Source organism: Chryseobacterium mulctrae (assembly GCF_006175945.1).
GTDB classification, from domain to species: domain Bacteria; phylum Bacteroidota; class Bacteroidia; order Flavobacteriales; family Weeksellaceae; genus Chryseobacterium; species Chryseobacterium mulctrae.
This window is the reverse complement of the sequence record NZ_VAJL01000001.1, coordinates 3,311,020-3,332,211: the sequence shown is the minus strand read 5'-3', so window position 1 is coordinate 3,332,211 and position 21,192 is coordinate 3,311,020. Positions and strand designations below refer to the sequence as shown.

Annotated in this window: 21 protein-coding genes; 11 read left to right on the top strand and 10 right to left on the bottom strand. The window is 36.8% G+C overall.

Annotated elements, in window-relative coordinates; translation table 11 throughout:
- The 7 genes from FDY99_RS15370 to FDY99_RS15340 form a co-directional block, all read right to left on the bottom strand.
- A complete protein-coding gene (locus FDY99_RS15370; protein ID WP_040995576.1) occupies window positions 1–231 on the bottom strand; it encodes a hypothetical protein in 231 nt (76 codons plus the stop codon).
- A gap of 48 nt (window positions 232–279) precedes the next feature.
- Window positions 280–1,032: a hypothetical protein gene (locus FDY99_RS15365; protein ID WP_068941691.1), complete on the bottom strand. Its 753-nt coding sequence runs from the start codon at window positions 1,030–1,032 to the stop codon at window positions 280–282.
- Between the two features lie 2 nt (window positions 1,033–1,034).
- Window positions 1,035–1,286 (bottom strand): DUF3853 family protein, encoded by a 252-nt coding sequence (locus FDY99_RS15360; RefSeq protein WP_040995572.1) that lies wholly within the window; start codon window positions 1,284–1,286, stop codon window positions 1,035–1,037.
- A 6-nt stretch (window positions 1,287–1,292) separates the two neighbouring features.
- Window positions 1,293–1,835, bottom strand: a complete 543-nt coding sequence (locus tag FDY99_RS15355) for a hypothetical protein (protein WP_068941689.1) — start codon at window positions 1,833–1,835, stop codon at window positions 1,293–1,295.
- A 16-nt stretch (window positions 1,836–1,851) separates the two neighbouring features.
- Window positions 1,852–2,115 (bottom strand): helix-turn-helix domain-containing protein, encoded by a 264-nt coding sequence (locus tag FDY99_RS15350; protein WP_034976006.1) that lies wholly within the window; start codon window positions 2,113–2,115, stop codon window positions 1,852–1,854.
- Between the two features lie 601 nt (window positions 2,116–2,716).
- The gene (locus tag FDY99_RS15345) at window positions 2,717–3,562 is read right to left on the bottom strand and encodes an RteC domain-containing protein (RefSeq protein ID WP_068941686.1); all 846 of its coding nucleotides are present in this window, start codon (window positions 3,560–3,562) and stop codon (window positions 2,717–2,719) included.
- Window positions 3,563–3,613: 51 nt separating this feature from the next.
- Complete coding sequence (locus FDY99_RS15340) at window positions 3,614–5,272, bottom strand: helix-turn-helix domain-containing protein (RefSeq protein WP_123882491.1); 1,659 nt, start codon at window positions 5,270–5,272, stop codon at window positions 3,614–3,616.
- Between the two features lie 307 nt (window positions 5,273–5,579).
- Here FDY99_RS15340 and FDY99_RS15335 point away from each other — a divergent pair, with 307 nt between their 5' ends.
- Genes FDY99_RS15335 through FDY99_RS15325 form a run of 4 tightly spaced genes read left to right on the top strand, consistent with a single transcriptional unit; the run spans window position 5,580 to window position 7,842 of the window.
- Entirely contained in the window at window positions 5,580–5,831 is a 252-nt protein-coding gene (locus tag FDY99_RS15335; protein ID WP_123882493.1) for a hypothetical protein, read from the top strand.
- A gap of 35 nt (window positions 5,832–5,866) precedes the next feature.
- Entirely contained in the window at window positions 5,867–6,031 is a 165-nt protein-coding gene (locus FDY99_RS23030) for a hypothetical protein (RefSeq protein WP_154656850.1), read from the top strand.
- An 11-nt stretch (window positions 6,032–6,042) separates the two neighbouring features.
- Window positions 6,043–7,548, top strand: coding sequence for a MauE/DoxX family redox-associated membrane protein (locus FDY99_RS15330; RefSeq protein ID WP_139422686.1), 1,506 nt, complete (start codon window positions 6,043–6,045; stop codon window positions 7,546–7,548).
- A 24-nt stretch (window positions 7,549–7,572) separates the two neighbouring features.
- A complete protein-coding gene (locus FDY99_RS15325; protein ID WP_028122578.1) occupies window positions 7,573–7,842 on the top strand; it encodes a DUF6520 family protein in 270 nt (89 codons plus the stop codon).
- Window positions 7,843–7,879: 37 nt separating this feature from the next.
- Here FDY99_RS15325 and FDY99_RS15320 read toward each other — a convergent pair whose 3' ends face one another.
- The 3 genes from FDY99_RS15320 to FDY99_RS15310 are packed head-to-tail and all read right to left on the bottom strand — an operon-like array spanning window position 7,880 to window position 14,881.
- Window positions 7,880–10,465 (bottom strand): alpha/beta hydrolase family protein, encoded by a 2,586-nt coding sequence (locus tag FDY99_RS15320; protein WP_139422682.1) that lies wholly within the window; start codon window positions 10,463–10,465, stop codon window positions 7,880–7,882.
- Window positions 10,452–11,837, bottom strand: a complete 1,386-nt coding sequence (locus FDY99_RS15315) for a RagB/SusD family nutrient uptake outer membrane protein (protein WP_028122576.1) — start codon at window positions 11,835–11,837, stop codon at window positions 10,452–10,454. Before FDY99_RS15315 ends, FDY99_RS15320 begins: the two co-directional genes overlap by 14 nt.
- A 59-nt stretch (window positions 11,838–11,896) precedes the next feature.
- On the bottom strand, window positions 11,897–14,881 hold the full coding sequence (locus FDY99_RS15310) for a SusC/RagA family TonB-linked outer membrane protein (protein WP_139422680.1): 2,985 nt from the start codon (window positions 14,879–14,881) through the stop codon (window positions 11,897–11,899).
- A gap of 961 nt (window positions 14,882–15,842) precedes the next feature.
- Between FDY99_RS15310 and FDY99_RS15305 the strand changes: the two genes are divergently transcribed.
- The 7 genes from FDY99_RS15305 to FDY99_RS15280 all read left to right on the top strand — a co-directional run bounded on the left by FDY99_RS15305 (window position 15,843) and on the right by FDY99_RS15280 (window position 21,137).
- A complete protein-coding gene (locus FDY99_RS15305; protein ID WP_034981338.1) occupies window positions 15,843–16,187 on the top strand; it encodes a helix-turn-helix domain-containing protein in 345 nt (114 codons plus the stop codon).
- 55 nt (window positions 16,188–16,242) lie between these two features.
- A complete protein-coding gene (locus tag FDY99_RS15300; RefSeq protein ID WP_139422678.1) occupies window positions 16,243–16,875 on the top strand; it encodes a hypothetical protein in 633 nt (210 codons plus the stop codon).
- A 134-nt stretch (window positions 16,876–17,009) separates the two neighbouring features.
- Window positions 17,010–17,744, top strand: coding sequence for a hypothetical protein (locus FDY99_RS15295; protein ID WP_139422676.1), 735 nt, complete (start codon window positions 17,010–17,012; stop codon window positions 17,742–17,744).
- An 85-nt stretch (window positions 17,745–17,829) separates the two neighbouring features.
- On the top strand, window positions 17,830–17,970 hold the full coding sequence (locus FDY99_RS23025; protein WP_154656849.1) for a hypothetical protein: 141 nt from the start codon (window positions 17,830–17,832) through the stop codon (window positions 17,968–17,970).
- 11 nt (window positions 17,971–17,981) lie between these two features.
- Window positions 17,982–18,539 (top strand): hypothetical protein, encoded by a 558-nt coding sequence (locus tag FDY99_RS15290; RefSeq protein ID WP_139422674.1) that lies wholly within the window; start codon window positions 17,982–17,984, stop codon window positions 18,537–18,539.
- Between the two features lie 33 nt (window positions 18,540–18,572).
- Complete coding sequence (locus tag FDY99_RS15285) at window positions 18,573–19,448, top strand: helix-turn-helix domain-containing protein (protein ID WP_028122570.1); 876 nt, start codon at window positions 18,573–18,575, stop codon at window positions 19,446–19,448.
- A gap of 99 nt (window positions 19,449–19,547) precedes the next feature.
- Entirely contained in the window at window positions 19,548–21,137 is a 1,590-nt protein-coding gene (locus FDY99_RS15280) for an oleate hydratase (RefSeq protein WP_139422672.1), read from the top strand.
- The last annotated feature ends 55 nt before the right edge of the window (window positions 21,138–21,192 follow it).

Sequence of the window (21,192 nt, the reverse complement as noted above, 5' to 3'; positions counted from 1 at the left end):
TCAATGATTAATCGATTTGCAATTATATACCAACTCGATTTTCTCGCTTTTGAGGGTTTTAGCTCCGTCATTGAGATTATAATACTTGTAGATGTTGATGCCTTCGCCTTGAAAGACCCTTTTCTCGACTTTACCGAAATTTGGGATCTTCACTTTTTGAATTCCTTTGTACTCGGCAAGCATTCCGTTGATGGTTACTTTTTGACCGGGTTTTAAATCTGATAGTGTCATAATTCAATTTTTTTTAATGGATTTTTATCGTAGACATTTGTCGGCCTTTCAAAGGTTGCCGTTTTGGGATTTTGGACGTTTTATATCCGGAATGGATTGAAGTGAAAGTTGATGACTTTCCATTTGACCTTTCATAAAAGGTAATGTACTTTTCAATGAAGATTTCCAATTGGTAATAGGTCTATCAGAACTATTTTTCCAGTCATTGTTTTTCCAATTCTCATATTTCGATTGTATTTCAGAATCTAACTCAGGCACGTAAATTTTTAATGTTTCCGCATACGTTATAAATTCTTCGAAAGACGGAATATTTTCATCGTTCCCTTTTTGAGTGGTTGGTTGTGGTTTTGAGGATTGTATTGTTTGCGATAAATCGCTTTCAATTTCCTGATCACTGGTGTTTTCAGAAAAATTTTGAACGGGACGATCTGTAAGTAATGAAACTCCGGATTCTACTGTTTTTTGAATAGATTCCTCCTTTCCAATTTCTTCTTTACTCATCATTTCAGGGCTAGAAATTTGTGAAGGATAATCTCCTATTAACCTGTATTTACAAGCAAGTCCGCTTTTTGCTTCGTACTGAATTAATCCTAAATTTCGGAGTTTTTCTTTAGTGGATTTTACCGTTTTTCTAGTCACCCCTAATTCTATGCTTATGACAACATCAGAAATTTGAAAATCACAAGAGTCATTGTCAGAACCAATTTTCAGCAGGTATAAGTACATTGAAATTCCCGTTGTTCCAATTGATGTTTTTTGGTTAAAATCCCAAAACCGCCGCATTAATTCAAGGTAATGCATCCTTATTTTTGTGCAAAAAGCGCTAATGCCTTTTCCTTATCAATGATGATAATGTTTCCGTTTTGAATGATGGCATCATCCAACAGTCCTGAAGATTTTATTTCCGAGGCTTTCGAAATAGAACATCCCAGCATTTTTGCCAGACCTTTCAATCCAAATTCATATTTTTTTTCCGAATTAATTTTTTTGGAAACCTCCAAAAATTCTTCAACAGTTAGTCGCCATATCGGAGTTCTGGGATCGATATTCTTCATCTGTTCTTAATTTATAGATTTTTTCAATTCAGAGATCCAATTCCTCGCAGCAGCCCGCCAGCATTTCATTGGTTTCTCATTACTCAATTTCCAGTTTTTAGATCGATAAAAAGAGAAAAAGCAATCTGCTTCAGCAGATGGGAGATCCCGCTCAGTAAAATATAACTCAACTTCATTGAACATCGGAACTAAAAACCGAATCTCATCTTGTAGTAAGAAATTTTGATTTTGAGATATTTTTTTTTCACCTACTTTTTCACTGTCAAAATCAATGATCTCAATCAAGCTTCCTTTGTATGAGTTATAACTTGGTGAATAACGTATAAATCCTGCGCGATAAAGTTCTCTGATGCATTTATGGTAGGTAGCGATTGACCTGATCTTGCTTAACTTCATCACATCTTCCCGGCTAATCCGAAAAGGATTCTGAAACCGGTTCAAACTCCAGAATTGGAAAAGTGAAACATACATACTGATGTGAGAGGGATACAATCGATCATCTTCAATGACACGCTCAAAAAAGCCGATGATATTTTTATTATTCTTCATAATTCCGTATTAAAAATTATTGTTTTTTATCCGCGAGTAATTTTTGGATGTCTTTATAATTGTAATACAAGGAGCCCCCTATCTTGCTGTACGATAATGTTCCGTTGATCCTCAGATTTTGTAAGGTTCCTGAAGATATGTTAAGCAGCTTCTTGACCTCAGAACTCCGAAGCCATAATTTTTGCTCTGTCGTCTTACCCTTGAGTAATATTTCAATGCCTTCCAATAGTTCAATTTTGAATTGCTGAAGGTCTTCCTTGGTGATAATAGATATTGCCATTTGTCAATTATTTTGTTCGACAAAATTTCAAAATCACGCTTAATATCTTTCGGTAGTTTCTCGGTACTACCGAAAGATTCTCTTGTACACCCTTTGGATAAAGAGTTTTAGATCAATGGTTACTGATGATTCAACTTAATTTTTTTGAAATTGGAAAAAAACAACCAATGCATTGCGATAAGCAACACTTTTACTGGATTATAATTCAATATTTATCTAAATTTTTTATTTTGTCCCATTAAGGCTATTGTTTTGCCGATATTTCTAAGAGTTATATTGATCGAATTCAAATTAGCTTGAAGTACTTTTAACGATCATCTAAGTAGAAATCTCGCTGATATTGATGTATATCAAGCTGCTCTATGATAAATCACACAGAAGATCTTTCGGTAGCTTATCGATACTACCGAAAGATTTACAATTACAATTCCTATGAAATACTCTATTTTCATAAATTAAGTTGAATTATGAATAATGAAAGACTCTACATTAATACATATTAATGTTTAGCCACATAAAAACCAATACAGTCTTAATTAGTGAAAATAGTATATGGTCCTATTTAAAATTGGAGAATTTTGTGTAGAAACTAATTGTTCTCCTATAGGTCTAAATCATCCAAATACTGATTAAAATTATGCTGAAGCAATGACAAAAATTTAGTTCTGTCTATTTTTCTTAACCGTATTTCGCCTAAAGTCTTGTGATAATTACCCAGATTAATATTTAGTGAATTTTCTGCCCAACGGAAAATTTCCGCCAGATCTGAATGACCTCCATTAAAACACTTCGTTTGATGAAGTGCATACAACAGCTCAATAAGGGCAACTTTCGGAGCCGTCCATTCCAGATTCTTAATATGGTCAATAGAGTTGTCTTTACCGTCTTTTGAATCAATTTTATTTGTTAAATATTGCTCTAAAAGATCATTTGCCAATATTTGAGACACAATATGGTCGTGGGAGGTGGAAAATTCCTCATCATAACTGTACAGTTCCGGACTGAGCTTTAACTTAAAATCAAATTTGAACCGAACGAAATATTTTTTGTCTAAGTATGTCGATTTACGACGATAATAACTGATAAATTCTCTTTGCTCATTATAGAAATATAAAAGATTGGATCTCTCGTTTTCATAATACGATCTTAACGCCTGCGAATCAGCATAGGGTTTTGAGGCTTCTATGGCTAACACTTTGGAATAGTAGATATATACTGCTACGAACTGCGGTTTGGTATTTTTAAAGAAATATATTTCGTTACTCCAGTCCGGAAATTGATATTGGCGCAATAGGTCTTTCAATTGTCTTACAGCAGCGTCTGTTTCCATCAGAATTTCTTCTGCCCGAATCACAACATCATTCTCACTTCTGTTGATCTGATCTACTGCTGTTGTAAGATCTTTCCAAAGTTGATCTACTTTTTTTTTAAAATTTTGTCCGTTCATACGTTTTTCAATTTATTGTTAACGTAAAAATCGGGCTAAAAAATAAAAAAGTCAGGTCTTCTTTAATTCTTCCTGTCTCATTCTGATAAAATCTCTAGGCCTGATACTGTTGATCTCGAGAAAGTGTGCTGAGAAGATCTGCCTGTTCGCCATCCCGCATATTTTGGCGAGTGTTTCAATTTTATAACTAAGATATATAGTTTCCTCTACAAGTAAATTGGTGATATATCTGATTCTTAAAGCTTTAAGGTATGTTGGAAATGTTACATCAAAGTGTACATTAAGTACATACGATAAATGGGTTCGGTTGCTTCCTATCATTTTGGCAACAATGTCAAGTGTTAAATTCTGCTGAAGAAATTGTTTTTCGTCTTCAAAAATCTTCAGATTTGTTTTGATGTCCTCGATAATTTCTGAACTGTATAAGTCTAAACTGTTTTCATCAGATGAAGCGGGTGGTATGAAGTCGAAACTAATGGTTTCTTTTGAGGTACTTAATTTTTCAAGCACTTCCTGATACCTCGCATTCAATTCCTTTTCTCTTTTCCGGAATCTCCAAATGAGAAAAAACAAGATTACCAATCCTGCAACAATGGAAGAATATAAAATGACCTGATGGTCTCTGATCTCCTGATTCTTCCCTTCTAATAAATTGTCCGTATCATACTCACTATAAATTTTGTCCGTGAGTATCACAAAGTCAGCATTAATAATAGAGTCAGCCTTTAACAACTGGTCCGCGTAATACATCTTCCTTTCAGTATCTCCATTTTTTTTAGCATCATCGATCAGATACAGGTAACTTGATCTGATCTCAGGGGTAATAAACCAAAATTTATTGACCAGCGAATCAACTTTATTAAAATAATTTAACGATTCAGCTCTATTGCCAATCGACTTATATAGTTTCCCTATATTAAAATAGACGCTCGTCAATGATGCGTAATCTTGATTGGTGATCAAAATATCACGTGAGAGTTTTAATCGCTTTAAGGCTTCATCTGTATTTCCTTTTCTCAGCAGCTGAATACCCTTTCCTTTCTGGAAATATCCAAACTCAACTACAAGCTCGTTATTGTTATGAAGTCTTTCCAGCCCAATATTAATCAGAGAGTCTTCCTTATGATATAGTCTTAGATTTTTATAACAAGTGCTTAAGCGATAAATACTGTTAAAATAACCTGATTCATTATTGTACCTAATGTTCCGATCTAAACTCTCTTTGGCATTTTTTTCAAAAAAATCAGCTGCCTCTGAAAAATGTACAGCTGCCTGCTTATAGTATCCCAAATAGCTTTTGATCATTCCCAAATGATAGATGATCTTATTCTTAAGGTAACCATCTTTTGAATTTTTTGAATATTTGAACGCTATCAGATATTCTTCTAAAGCTTTTTTATATTGTCTTAGATTATAGTAATAAATAATTCCTTTTCCTGCATAGGCTCTCGCAATCTGATCCTGGTCGTTTGATTTTACAGCGGTGACAATGGCACTGTCAGCATAAGATAATTTCCTGCTGGTTTCTTTGCTGTAATAGATGGCTTCTTCGTAACCTCGGATCAATTTTTTAAGGTTATGGTCATTTTTTGCTTTGTCAATGTACATTTTGACAAAAACAATTGCCCTTTCATCATTCTCAGAATAAGAATCGATCAATCGGGAAATCTCTTTGTAAGATTGTTGCTGTATCTCTTGACCTTGTGTCATAAACACAAACAAAGTGAATAATAGCGTTAAAACTCCATTATAATAATGCATTATGATAAGATATATACAAATTTAACAAAAAAACCACAATCAAACGCTTGTTCAAACTTTACACCCAAAACAACTAACTGATTATTAATACGATACACCTTAATTTTGTTGGTAGGATTGATCAATAGTTACATTTAATGTATCAATCGATGCAACAATAGTTTTTTTTAATTCCCTAACCCTCCTAATTTCGACATCAGAATTCTAATCAATATCAAAAACCGGCCGGGATAACTTTAAAACCATTGTTAAAAAAATGAAAAAGTATATCTCACTTTTAAGTCTAATAACTGCATTCTGTATGCAGTCTTGTGAAAGATCTGAGTCTGATTTAAATACAACAGAACAGAAACAACAAAATATGAAAGTTCAAAGCAATAAAGAATCTGCAAGGATTCAAAATGGCATTGCAGAAGAAAAAGGTTCTGACAATATGGATACAGGTGATGATGATGAACCGAAAAAAGATAAGCAGCACTGGAGGATGGCGCAGGACACGATCTGGTAAGGATAATTTCTGCTTAACTGATACAGTTTCAAAAAATGGAAAATCAGAAAGTGATCTTAAGCACCGGAAAGAGATGTACGGAAAGTGGAGAATGGGAGGTTGAAGGAAGGATAAGCACCGTAGTTTACCTTTCAAAAGGCGAAGTACTGTCCACCTACTGTGGGAAAAATGTCAAATGGATATTAGTCAGAAAAGGATAAATATTAAGATTATGAAAACCATCAAAACAAGATTTGTAGAATTCACAAGCTATTTTTTCATACTGCTGTTTTGTTACGCCAGCATCAGTAAGATAATGGATTTTGAAAATTTTCAGATCCAAATTGCACAATCACCTCTCCTGAGTGCCTATGCAGTTTTTATTACATACGGAATTTTGATCCTTGAGCTTTTGGTTTGTTTCCTTTTGATCTCTGAAAGAACAAGGTATATCGGTTTATATGGATCCTACATTTTGATGGTTTTGTTTACTGTCTATATTTATTTGATTCTTAACTATAGTGAATTTGTTCCATGTTCGTGTGGTGGCATTCTTGAAAAGATGGATTGGAACACGCATTTAATTTTCAATCTGATATGTATATTGATTGCTGTCTTTTCTATAATTTTTTCTACAGACCATCAGATGATCAACAGAGCAAAGATGAGCTTAATCCTTGTAGTGACAGCTTTTCTATGCTCGGCAGGAATGTTTTTTCTGTACAAGCAGTCAGAAAATATTTTAAAGAGGGACAATGGTTTCCAAAGGAGATTTTTGCAGCATCCCATTCTGAAAGATGGTACTTATGATTTGAAACTGAATTCGTATTATATTGCAGGCTTCTACGGTGATACTTTATATTTGGGCAATTATACCGCACCTTTTTCGATTACAAAAATCACCGATTTGTCTTCATTGAAACAGCAGAATTTACGATTGGACCGAACAGACATCAATTTCAGATCGCCGATATTGGAAGTCGCTGACAGTATAACATATCTGTATGACGGAACAATACCTATCGTTTTTGCAGGACAAACCGGAAAGAATGAGCTAGCGGAACAAAATGTTGGAAAGACCTATTTCAGAAAAATAAAAAGCCTTGATTCAGATCATTTTGTAATCGGTGCTTTTCACCGTCTCAAACAGATACAGACTTTGGGGATTATTGCCAAAGGTCATAAGGATTCAATAAAGCTAAGACCCGATTTGCTTGAGAAAAAAAGTGAAGGATTTTTTGAACCTGACGGGCAGTTAAATTACGATGCTTTTACAGGAAAGGTGGTCTATGTCTATCATTACAAGAATCAGTTTGTCGTTACAGACTACAATCTGAAGTCAAAGAATGTCTACAAGACCATTGACACGGTCAAAACACCGCATCTGGGATTATCCGTCTTATCTGATGGAAGCCGTAAACTGAACAATCCGCTCATCGTCAATGAAGGATCATTTGCTTACAAGGGAGTGCTCTTTGTTCGATCGGACCGCAAGCGAAAACTTGAGAAGGAAAAGGGTAAAAGAGCCATCATAATTGATCTCTATTCTACACAAGAACAAAAATATCTTGGAAGCATAAATATACCGAACAGATCCGAAGAGCAGCGAATACAATTTGCGATAAATAAAGACCAAATGTATGTAATTATTGAAAATGAAATAATCAGATATCGTTTTGCGCAAAACATCATTCAACATTTCATTTCAGGGGAAGCCGAAAACCTGAACAAAGAGTAGGCACCAACAACAAATTTTAACATCATGAAAAAAATGAGACAAATCGTATTGCCATTGGCTATCCTATTTATTGGAGCCGGTAGTGCGTATGCTACCAATGTAGCATCCAAATCTGCTAAAGCAGAAATTCCTGGTTGGAAAATCGATCTTGCAAACCCTAGCGCTCCATGTGTCATGACGGAGCAGCAATGTACGACAGACAATACAGGATTTGTATGTACGGTCAGTGATGCTTCCGGTGTTCACGATCTTTATCAAACAGGATGCGAAACGGAACTCTTCAGAATTCCTTAACCTCCTTCATCAATTAATTATTAAAAGAAGGGTGCTATTAAGCACCCTTTATGTATTTATGTATCCAGGAAATATCTTTATAATCCTTTAAATGATAATTAAACCAGTCTAAAATCTTGACGGTCAGATCTCTTTGTGTTTCTTGCTTTTTCATCGCATGACCCTCTTTATCATAAAATAATGCAATCACAGGTTTTTTATATTTCCTCAAAGCGATAAACATCGATTTTGTACCATCAGGGCTGACATTACCATCGTCTGTCCCAGTCCATAAGAGCATTGGTGCGGTGACATTCTGAGCATACATGATCGGATTATTCCTGATATATTTTTCAGGGTCTTCAGCAACTGTTGATCTAAACCAGTACTGCCGTCCTTCATATCTGTAATAATCTGGCGCATGAAAGTTATAATTATAGGCGTAGTAGGTGCGGATTACATCTGAAACAGCCGCTCCTGAAACATACGCCGCAAAACGATCGGAATGAGTGGCTATAAAATTGGTTTCATATCCTCCGAATGACTGTCCCATCAAACCGATTCTATTCATATCCACATATTTTATTTTTTGCAGTTCATCCAAAGCATTATTGATACTCTCCAAAGCAGATATTCCGGCACCTTTATCAGATTGTGAGATGTCGGCAAGCAACACTGCAAACCCCTCCTCTATCAACAGCGGAATATTGTAACCTGTCGGATTTGCAAAAGATGGTCTCAAAAACCTTTTGGTGAGATATTCCTGTTTCTCATAGATATGCATCACAACAGGATATTTTTTAGAGCGGTCAAAGTTCAGCGGCATATACAACGCACCGCTGATCTTCTCACCATCCGAACCCTTATAAGAAATCCTGATCATCTCAGTTTGCTCAAACTTTTGATCACCGCCATTTGACACATAAAGTTTTCTCGGATTTTCTTTTCCATCCCTTACAATTAATGTCGGACGCTTATTATAATTTTCAGCGATCCAATAATAATGTTCCCGTTGACCCAACTGCTTAAATTCAGTGATTTGATTAGGAGTCGAAGATAAAATTGAATGGAGTTTCCTATTTTTCAAATAGGCATAGGATACATTTTGATCACTTAGATTCGTGATCTTGACAACCAAAGGTTTCTTTAGATCCGCTGTCCTGAAATCTCTTTTATTTCCGATATCTGTATACACACGTTTAAAATCGATCAGTTCGATCATTGAGTTTTCTCCCTTAACTACTTCCCTGACCTTTCTGTTAAAGAGATTCTGCTCAGCAATCGTATTGCCCCCGACCCAAAGGACATCGTTGTCTGAAGTAAAATAAGGCATCATTTCCCGAGAAACATCTAAATCCACTATTTGGCGTTTTATTGTGTTATAGAGTTGCCAGTTATTCTCCTTTTGAATAAGGAGGTACTCACCCGTCGGAGAGATCACCATTTCTTTCTGCACATCGGAGATAAAAGTGTACTCATCCACAGCGGCATTCCACAAAAAAAGTTTATCAAAACCTTGTCCTCCTGCCTTATCCATCTTATCCACCTGATCTTTGTCGACCTGATTTATTAGATACAGGTCATTACCTACTGCCGTTTCCCCAAAATAACCGGAACGGGTCATCAAATTGGTCTTTGCAGTGAATGGGTTCCAGTCAATCTGAATAGCTTTAAGTATGGAGGTATTATGCGCCGCAAGGTCGAAATCTGTTCCATACCAAACATCCACCATTTCTTTTTTGGCTTTTAACTTTTTCTCTAGTTTGATAACGATCTGGTGATCGGAACGTGACGGACTGAGCGTCATCTGATCATAATCATTGTACTTACTGATGTCCATTACATATTGCTTTTTGTCCGGAGCAATGTAGTAGATCTTAGATTTACCATCGTTAAGGCTATGAACCACAAGACCATTTTCCTTAGTTCCTGACGGAACTACATTTTTCAGGTCTTCCGTTGTTGAAAAGACATTTACAAAAAGTCCCTTTTTCAGTAACAGAACTTCATTCAGATCACCCATCTTTCTTCTGACGACCGTTTGATCATTTTTTGCATATACATACTGAACATCAGCAATAGTTTGCCGGAGATTCAGATCGGTATCAAAAACTTCTAACAAACGGCCTTCCTTTTCTGTGTACAATACGATCAAGGCATTAGTCTTATCATCATATAGAAATTTGCTGACATTCTTCAAAGACTGGGATTTCCCTGTTTCAGGATCGAGGTATTCCAGCATTTCTCCGAATTGGATTGCCAGATGATTCCCAACAAACATCATTAAATTGATATTTTTCCTTTCCAACAGAATATCTTGATTCAATATACTCTGCAGTTTCAGATTTTTGGAACCATCGCCCAAAACAGAATACCAGGCCAGCCATTTGCCATTATCAGAAGATTCAGGGAAACGAATTTCCTCAGTTTCCCTTACCAACTTTGCAAGATGTTCATAGTTTTGAGCAGATAGTTTTCCGGTAGTCAGACTGACGAACATAGTCATAAGCAAAGCATATAAACTGTACTTCATTACATATCCAAAGGATTTGAACTCCTGTCCTTCTACATTCCAAATTTCTGAAAACCTCTTGTTAAATCTTAAAATACTTACACTTTTATCTCTCTTACTAATATCCATCATTCTGTGGCGTTAGATTCATGTTCAAAAGCATTTCTTTCTGTGGCAACGGAAAGAATTGGTTGGTTGCTTTCCAATTGACCTTTACAGGTTTGAGCTGATCCAGCTGTCCCCATCTTTTCAGATCTAAAAACCTGTTGCCGTGTTCTGCAAAAAACTCTTTTCTTCTCTCATTCTTTATCTCCTCCATCGCCTGAGACTGTGAAATCGAAGTAGTTAATGCAGTCAGTCCTGCCCTCTGTCTGGTGTAATTAATGAACGGTACTGCCTGAGCGGTCTTGTTTTGTTTCATAAGAGATTCTGCAAGCATCAGATAAACATCCTCCAACCTGTAAATGACGGAGTATTCAGTACTATTGGTCGTTGTAGTCACCTTGTACTTGGTCTGCTTATAATTCGTCTGGGAACCGAATACCACTGCTACAAAATATTGTTGTCTGCGGAGATCACCCATAGAAAAAGAATTGATAAGATCAGGGTTAAGGACAAAAGATGTTGGTGCTGAAACAAAATTGTAGAGCAATGCTTCATTGGTTGGGTCTGTGTTATTCTTAGGCTTCAATTGCCAGATGATATGCTTTCCTGTTTTCTGAAAAACTTTGGACAGGTCATTTTGAAAAACATAGTCCGCATTCTGAATGACTGCCTGACATAGTACTTCCGCTTCCTGCCAATTACCGATCAGCATCTTCATCTTGGCCAGCACCAGATATCCGACCCCCTTATTTATATAGATCCGCTCCGCATTACGATATGCTGTCGGCAGCAGGTTTACCGCCTCAGACATATCTGTTTCAAGCTTTATCAGAAACTGATCCTTTGGCATTCTGTTCAGTGTACTGTTGTACACATAGTCTGTAGTATCGGTATAAGGAATTTCTCCATAGATCTGGTACAGGTAAAAATAAATCAGAGAACGGATCATCAGAGCTTCCCCTTTGATCCTGTCCTTTGCCGATTCAGAAAGGCTCTTTGATCTTTCCACGCCTTCGATAATACTATTCGCCATATAGATTTGCTGATAGGCATTTGTCCAGACCAGACTGACTGTAGAATTCGTTGCAAGGGGCTGGTTGTTGTAAATATCCAGGATCGCATTCCCTGCGCTGGTAAAGACACAGGTAATATCATCGGAATAGGTTCCCAGCAGAGCACCTGAACCGTCTGATGTACCGCTGATCACAGAGCCGGTCCACAGACCTGAATACAAACCTGCCAGGGCGGCATCTGCCGTTTTTTCGTCTTCAAAGATCATTTCAGTGGCCAGTTGGTTATTCGGGAAATCAGTTTCCACAAACTTCTCGCAGGCAATCGTACTGAGTAGAGCGGCGAGCATCACGAGCAGATACATCATTTGATTAATTATATTTTTCATTTTCTTTAAATATTAAGAGTATAGTTTTTATTTGCATATCAAAGGAATTCAGTTTCACATCAGAACGTCACCTGAAATCCCAAAGAATACGTCTTCAAAGGCGGCAGATAACCTACCAGATAAAATTCCGGGTCCATTCCGAAATAGTCGGTGATGGTCAGAAGGTTTTGTCCCTGAAAATAGACCATCGCTTCCTTGATCCCCATTCTATCTACCGGTATCCGGTAATTGACCTGTACATTTTTCAGCCTGATGTAAGAGGCATCACTTACCGCAGCGGTAGAATTCTGAAAGAAACCATGCAGTGAAAGTTTCTGAGGATTATAGCCCGCTGAGTATTGCATATAGGTTCCTTCCGGATTCGAGGGCGACCATGCATCCAGAACCTCGACAGGCTGGTTGCTGAGTGTTCCCGGCATCAGCATCTGGCGGTTGTAATTCCAGTTCCTCTGTTTAACGAACTGCCACAGGAAGGAAGCTGACCATTGACCGAACCTGAACTGGCTTGACCATCCGCCAAACATCCGGACGCCAAGTTTTTCCACTGCCTTGTTGTCATCTGGAAAATTGATCTTTCCATCACCGTTGAAATCCTTGAACTTATATAATCCTGTTGCAGGATCGATTCCCTCATACTGGTACACTCTCGCAATAGTCGTCGGATAGCCAATAACATATTGATTGGAGTAGGTCGAACCTTCGAGGTTCGGAAACTCTACCAGCGTGTTTCGAGGAATACTCAGATTGAATGACGTATCATATCTGAACTTTCCATTTTTGAGTACCTGAATCGACGTGTCAAATTCCCATCCCGTATTCCTGATCTTTGCAGGAAGATTGGACTGTATCGAGGAAAACCCCGTAGTTGCAGGAAGTGGAATACCCACCAGCTGATTAGATGAAGTATTTTCATAGTACGCTCCTGAGAAGTTAAAGCGTCCCTTCCAAAATCCAAGTTCCATTGCCACTTCCTTTTTCACCGTCTTCTCCCAGCTGAAATTGGGATTGTACAATCGTGCGGGATTAAGCCCGGTCTGTCCGTTATAGATATTGGAGGAAATGATATAGGTGTTGAGGTATTGGTAATCCCCTATCTTGTCATTTCCTGTCGTTCCTATACTTCCTCTGATCTTACCTAAGGTCAGCCATTTGGAATCTCTCAGGAAATTCTCTTCCGAAAACAGCCACGCCCCTCCTAATGCCCCGAAATTCCCGAAGCGATTGTTGGGACCGAAACGGCTTGAACCATCCCGTCTTCCTGTAAGGTTTAGGATATACCTTTTTTTAAGCTGATAATTAAATCGGGCAAACACTGCGGTATAGTTGTACTCACTGCGTACCTGATCAGAGATGGTCTTTACACTGGCAGCGCCAATATTGTCGATCAGTGCATTGCTTTCAAATCCCCTTCCCGTTATCGCACCCTGATCAGATTGCGTCTTTTGAAGAGTAGTCCCTACCAAGGCCTCAAACTGATGGTTCCCGAACTGATACGTTCCGACAACCTGCGGTTCAAGTATGTAGGAAAAGTTCACCTGATTATTCTTTGATGAGGTCGAGTTCAGGCTCGTCTGACCCAATGCGGGGTTATTGATGGTGTGGGGCTTCAGTGATCTCTCCTCGAAATTCTGATAGCTGATCCCGGCATTCATCTTGACCGACAGAAAAGGAAAAAGCTTGTAGGAGACGTTTAGCCCGTTGTCAAAAAATGCGGTCTTATTGATATACTCACTGAGGAATGAGGCTACAGGATTCGTAAAGGTGCCGTTTTCCCAGTTGATATTTCCGGACGTATTGTACAGTGCAGGCGCATTCGGACTTAAGGTGATGCTTTTCAGGGTAAGGTCATCGTTCTGAACATTGTTCTTCTGAAAGGAGAACATGTTGACAAAATTGAACTCCAGTCTCCTGTCAGGCGTAAAATAAGAAAAATTGGCATTGACGTTATCCGTCCTGTACCTGAAATCAGCAGGAAGAACCGTTGACTGTTCATTATGACCATAGCTTATATTGTAGGAGGTGATCTCAGAACCTCCGCTCAAAGACAACTGAACGGCATAAGCATCAGCTGTTCCGCCGATCAGTTCTTTCTGCCAATCGGTATACCTCGACTGGTCCCAGGTTCCGTTGATATCATACATAGTTGCAGGATATGGCACATTATCATTCTGAAATCCCTGTTTTCTCATGCTGATATACTGTTCCGTATTCATCAGCTCCATCGGTCTTGTGATCCTGCTTAAAGAATAGGAAGTGTTCAGTTTCAGTTCGGACCTTCCCTTCTTCCCTCTTTTAGTGGTCACAATGATGACCCCGTTGGCTCCACGGCTTCCATAGATAGCCGTAGCATCGGCATCTTTTAGAATCTCAAAGCTTTCAATATCATTTGGATTGATCGCATTCAAAGGATTGATCGATGACCAAGGAAGGATCCTGTTGGAATACAATGAAGGCGTTTCAGAAGCCTGAGGAACACCATCAATAATATATAGCGGTTCATTCCCTTCCCGACGGATACTGTTCTTACCCCTGATCTGAATATCAAATCCCCCTCCAGGTGTTCCCGAATTCTGAGTGATCGAAACCCCGCTCATCCTACCCTGCGCTGAAGCAAGGACATTGGTGACAGGTTGATTTTCGATGTCTTTGGCTGAGATCTTGGCAATGCTTCCTGTTCTTTCTTTGTTTTTGACCTTATAATAACCTGCATTGAGAACAACTTCCTCAATTTCCTTTTCTTTACCTAATGAGATATTGACGGTTATCCTGCTGCCTAAAGTGATTTTTCGTTCGGGATAGTCCGGATGGCGGTAAATGATTACGGGATTTTCTCCCGATACCTGAACACGGTAAACGCCTGCTGCATTGGTCACAGCCACTTCTTCTTTACCTTCCTGAAATACGGAAACACCTTTGACTGGCTGGTTATTTTCCGTGACAGTGCCTGTAATGGTGCGCATCTGCCCTATTGCTACGCCGGAGACGAGCAAGGTGAAGCCAAAAGCCATTTGAAGATGACTTAGGTTGCAAAAGCTTTTTTTCATACTTTTGAATAGGTTTAATTCGTTAGACTTTGCTCTTTCCTACGCTAGCAGTCAACTTTTGTGGAAAGGGCTTTTGTTTTTCTATGGTTACGTTACACTTTCTGTTTCTTGAATATGTTTTTAGCGTATCTATTTGATGATGCTTGGGAGGAAGCTTCAGTAAGGACATAGCAAAACCTCCTGCCCTAGCACATCTTGAAATAATATGAATGAAATCGTGTCCCGTGTAAGCTGTAAAGCCGCAATGAGTAAACTCATTGTAAAGTGTCATTTCTAAATGAGAAAACATTCTATTGAAATCTAAAAACAACAGTAACCATATGCATTATACAGACCGTTGAATTTTTTTGTCTTCAGTATTAAATTCCCTTCGTGCTGAAAATAATTTGGAAAATCAAAAGAAAGCGAGTACTTTTAATGTGCGAGTTTAAAGCGTAGTCTGGCTTTCCTTTTACTTTTAAAGGAATTTCGGAGTTTGTCGATAATATGTAGGTTATACCAATCCAGCATTTTGCAAGCAAAACTGGCATAAAGCTGTAATTTTTTTCTGTTATGCTGGCGGACTATTCCGGTGGGCAAATAAGCAGAATGGTTGAAAATGTCGTCCTCATAAATATTATTTTATATATGGAACGATGCGTTTAAGATGAGGAGTTAAATGCAAAAATAGCATGGAACGGTCTCACACTTTAGAACCGAGGGCGACCAAACCCTTCTTTAAATTTTCATCTAAAGATTACCTTCTAAAGCTAACGTGAGAACCGCTCGCATGCCGTATGCAAAAGTAAGAAACTTTTAGACATGGAGCGATTTCACGATAATCTCGAAGGTAAAATTGGTCTTTTCGGTCCGAGATACATCGTTTTAATTTCCCTATATGGGCTAATTATCAATTCGCTAGAACAAATATAAGAATAAATTTCAATACACCAATATATAGGTGTGATTTTTTAAAAAAATTATGGAAAAAACTTTTGTTTTTGAAACAACTCAATTTGATTATGACTTCATTAATCATATTAAGAGACTTAGAATGGAGAAAGAAATTTCTCAAGAAAAATTAAGTTTAAAAATGGGCTTAACTAAAAGCTTTGTCGGTAATGTTGAAAATATAAAGGAAAATCATAAATATTCTACACGCCATATTGCTTTATTAGCGAAAGCTTTTGGATTTTTAAACATTTCTGAATTAATGAATTTTCCCACACCAAAATATGATAAGATTAAAGTAACTGTGAAGCAGATTTATAATGAAAACGGGACCAGAATTGTAGATATTGAGATATTGAAAATTGAACCTCTTTAATTTACAGAAACCATAATCTATTCGCAACACAAACTAATAATCCAAAACTATATTTATGAATGGAATTAATTTTTCTCCTCAAATTTGGTGGAATGCTATGGATCGAGCTGTCGAATTCGCTAATCATATGGGAAAAGATCTAATCCAAGATTTTAACTTCAAAAAATGGTTGCAAACCGGCGCTATTGAGCATAATTGCTTGGAAATTCATCTCGTTGCTCAGTTAGATGACATCCTCACCGACAAATACGATTATCTGCAAAGTAACGAATATTACCATAGAGTATTTTTTAAAAATATGTATGGAAAAAATATATATGCAAGTACAATTGCAGATTTAGAAAGCAAAATGTTTGGTCAGGAAAATCTTCAAATTGAATATGAGTTTGGGGTGGATGCTCTAAATCATTATATAACTATGCATTTTAATAATTGGTTATTCTTTGGAAAATATGATGATTGGTTTCGTTGGAGAATGTACTATTATTTTTTACTGAATAAACTGGATGATGATCTTAAAAGTATTTATAACTACTATTTCAGTATGGTCTTAGGGCAAATCAACTTGCAAACTAATTTCTTCAATTCGATAGAGCATTACAAAAGATTTCGTGATGAGTATGAAGAAATAAATAAATACGCGGAGCCATCGTTTTTGTCATATCAGGAAAAAATAAAATTAAAATAATTGTACACTTATATCAGTTTTAAATACATAATTTAAGTTTGAGCAATTTGGAATCGAAAGTATTTGAGATATACGATAATTTCTAATTAATTCTCAATCACCTAGGAAATCGTATATTAGATCCAAATAACTTCATGGAAACAAATGATAGAGAATTTATAGAGATTGTAGCGGATTATATGGAAGAAATTTCCAATTTTATAATCAATTCGGAAAAATCACGAGAAGGTTCCGAGGAGCAGTACAAGTTGGCTGAAGCCGAAATTGAAAAGTTACCAGACTTTAAGTTGATATTGGACGGTCTTATGTTGACAATTTCAAAGAATTTCCATACACCTGTTAAGAATCTTGATGATAATATCTCGTACCAGATTGGTGTATCTGCATCTTATATAAGGACACATTTTTTGATTAACAATTTAATAATGTCCGGTGATATAATTGAAGCATCAACTTTAATTAGAAAGCAACTTGAGGCACTCACCAGGCTAATTGAGCTTGAGAAAAAAGAGGTTTCTAAGCTAGAAAAGAAAACACCTAATGTAAATAATGTATTTAATAATACCACGAAGGAGTTGTACAGACAACTTTCCGAAATTGCACATTCTGGAAGTAATAATGTCATAAATTTAATATCGCATTTTGACGAAGGTCACAACCGGGCGGAAGCATCTATTTATCCGAAGTTTACATCACATTCTTTAGAGTGCTATAAATTTCATTGTTTTATTGCACTAGGCTTTTTGGGATATTTCATAAAATCTGCAATGAAAGTATATGGTGAGGATTATGAATATGAAGAAGATATAGAAGTATTTTTGGTTCTGATTGACATTCACAAAGAAATTGATTTTTTAAATAATAAATGATAATATATTTAAACTTAGGTCAAATTTTTCCAACTTGCAAATAGGAATAAATTTTGTATTTTTGTAAAGCACAATATATTCTATAATGAAAAAGACGATATCAAAAGGAGAGAAGCTGAACTGGAAACCATTGAGAACAGTAGTTTCTGTAAAGATTTCTGCCGCAGATCTTAAGGGCAGGAAAGTTGTTGTGTCCGCACACAGTTCTAAAAGAGTGATAAATTAAACTTTAAAAATTTGTACGAGTTAAAATTCATACAGAAAGATAATTGTAAAGATGGTTCCGACCATCTTTTTACATATATATACAAATTCTTCTGTACCGATATTAAACTGCATTATATTATTAGGGCAGAGTATCATAATGGAAATGTAATTGCTCTCAAATTTTATTGTAAAAAAGACCGGGGAAGCGACTATAAGTACAATAAAATTATTAATAAAAATACTTTCAAAACTGTTGTCAAAATACTAGATACCTGTATTTCCTTAATTCCGACCTTGCTTGATAAGCATCCTGATTGTAGTTTTGGGTTGTGTTCCGCAAGATCTATCGATTTTTCTAATCCTAAAAAGTTAACTGAGCATTTACCAAATAATCAGAGGTTTCGGGTCTATTCTCAGTATATTCAGAGTAAAGTAGGTAACGAGACATTTTCCCATATTGAATATCCATCGATCAGCTCATATATGTTACTTAACAACAATGTTCAGGATATTGACAAAGAGGAAAGAAATATTATAGAAATGTTTGAAAGGACTTACATAACTATTCCTGACATTACAAATCAATAATATTTTATAAATTGTTGAATTAAATAAGGAACTATGAAAGCTTACGAAAGTATTAAAGAAATATTATCTTTTTATCAGGTACACTGTGATGAACCTTACTATATATCTTCAGGAAAACTCATTTTTGAATTCCCAAAAAGACTGTTCCGCATGGATTTTTATGCATTCTGCATCTGTGTTTCCGGTAGTATTGATTTAGAAATTGATAATCACCATTACAATATATCCCAAAACGGATTCCTGATATCTGCTCCGTCAACAATTATAAAATTTGTAAATACCAGCAAAGATTTCCGCATGAAGGTTCTATTCTTTGAAAAGAATTTCCTGCTTAAGAACATTTCTAATCCATTTTTTATCGAGAATCTGTCTCTATTCAATAAAACTACTTTTAATGTAGTTATTTCCAACGAAGCAAGTAGTAAACACTTAATCAATTTGTTGGAATATCTTCAGCAGCAGACCACGAGGAATGGTCGTTTTACAGAAGATATTTTTCGTACTATTATTATTAATATTTTATTGGAAGTTGCAGTTCTAATTGATGAAGGCAGAAAAGACAACGCATATCCCACTCCACAGGATAACAATCATATTTTTTTTAAATTCAATGAATTGGTGAAAGAAAATATTTTGCAGCATAAGGACGTACAATACTATGCGGACAAGCTATTCATTTCCAACAAATATCTTATTCTGATTGTAAAAAAAGCGACCGGCAAAACGCCGCATCAGATTATTGATGAGGCCTTATTAAAAGAGGTTTGCGTTCTGCTCGGCTATCCAGAAAAAAATATTTCTCAGATTGCTTTTGAAACAGGCTTTAATTCTACCTCTGCATTCGGCCGTTTCTTTAAAAAGCATGCGTCAATATCGCCCCAAAGGTACCGAAGACAACAGCATTTTTAAAAAAGAAATTCCGTATATGATTTTCGAATTTAGGGATACCAAGGAATTAATGTATATCAATACCTTTATCATATAAAAATAACCTAAAAAAAATATCATATGAGCAATTCGAACAAACATGCATATTTCATCGGAGGCGGATTGGCAAGTCTTGCCGGCGCCGTATATCTGTTAGAAGACGGAGGCTTTAAAGGCGAAAACATTCACATCATTGAAGCCCTGCCGATTTTGGGCGGTAGCAACGATGGTGCAGGAACTAAAGAAAAAGGGTTCATCTGTCGTGGCGGGCGTATGCTCAACGAAGAAACCTATGAAAACTTTTGGGAATTAACATCCCGTATCCCTTCTCTGGATGTCCCGAACATTTCCGTAAAAGACGAAATTCTGGCATTTGACCACGCGAATCCGACAAATGCAAAAGCGCGGTTGATTGACAAAAACGGAAACATTTTACCTGTAACGGATATGGGTTTCAATACTCAGGACCGGATGAAATTTTTGAAATTGTTTTTTGCCGATGAAAATGATTTAGACAACATTACTATTCGTGATTGGTTTGACGATCATTTTTTTACAACCAACTTTTGGTATATGTGGCAAACCACTTTTGCCTGGCAGGAATGGAGCAGTATTTTTGAATTTCAACGCTATATGAAACGTATGCTGTTGGAATTTTCAAGAATCGAAACACTCGAAGGGGTTACCAGAACACCATACAACCAATATGAATCCGTTATCTTACCGTTGAAGGCATTTCTGGACCAGCATAAAGTGGACTTTTCATTAAGAAAAACCGTTACCGATTTGGATTTTGCCGATGATGATGGCATTACCGTAACGGAAATAGAATGCATCAATGCAGAAGGAAACACAGAGAAAATAACCGTGAATGAAGGCGATTTGGTATTCTTTACCAACGGATGCATTACAGACAATTCTAATAACGGCGATTATAACACGCCTGCAAAATATTTGCCGTCAAATCCGCCAAGTTTTGCATTATGGCGTGAAATTGCCAACAAGAAACCCGGCAAGTTGGGTAATCCCGACCCGTTTTTTACCAAACCTGACGAAACAAAATGGTATTCTTTCACAGCAACATTCAAAGGAAATAAATTTCTGAAACTTATTGAAGAATACACTGGCAACAAACCGGGCAGTGGAGCTTTGATGACATTTAAAGATTCATCGTGGCGAATGTCAATTGTGGTGGCTGCACAACCGCATTTCAAAGCGCAAGGCGATGATACTACTATTCTTTGGGGCTACGGATTATATCCAGATGCAGTGGGAGATTATGTGAAAAAGCCGATGATTGATTGCACGGGCGAAGAAATTTTGACAGAGTTGATTCATCATTTGCATTTTGAAAAACACGAACAGGAAATAAAAGATAGCGTTATCAATGTTATTCCGTGTATGATGCCTTACATCGATGCTTTGTTTCAGCCAAGAGCTAAAAAAGACCGTCCTGCAGTTGTTCCTGAAGGCAGCACCAACCTGGCTCTTATCAGCCAGTTTGTGGAAATACCGGAAGATATGGTATTCACAGAAGAATATTCGGTTCGTGCAGCACGCCTTGCGGTCTATACCCTGCTCGGACTCGATAAAAAAGTAACACCAGTAACGGAACACTGGAAAAAACCAGACGTGCTGGCAAAAGCCATTCATACCTCTTACAGAAATTAAACAAAAAAAATTTTGTTAACGACAATATTAGATTGACAATTTAAATTAATACAAA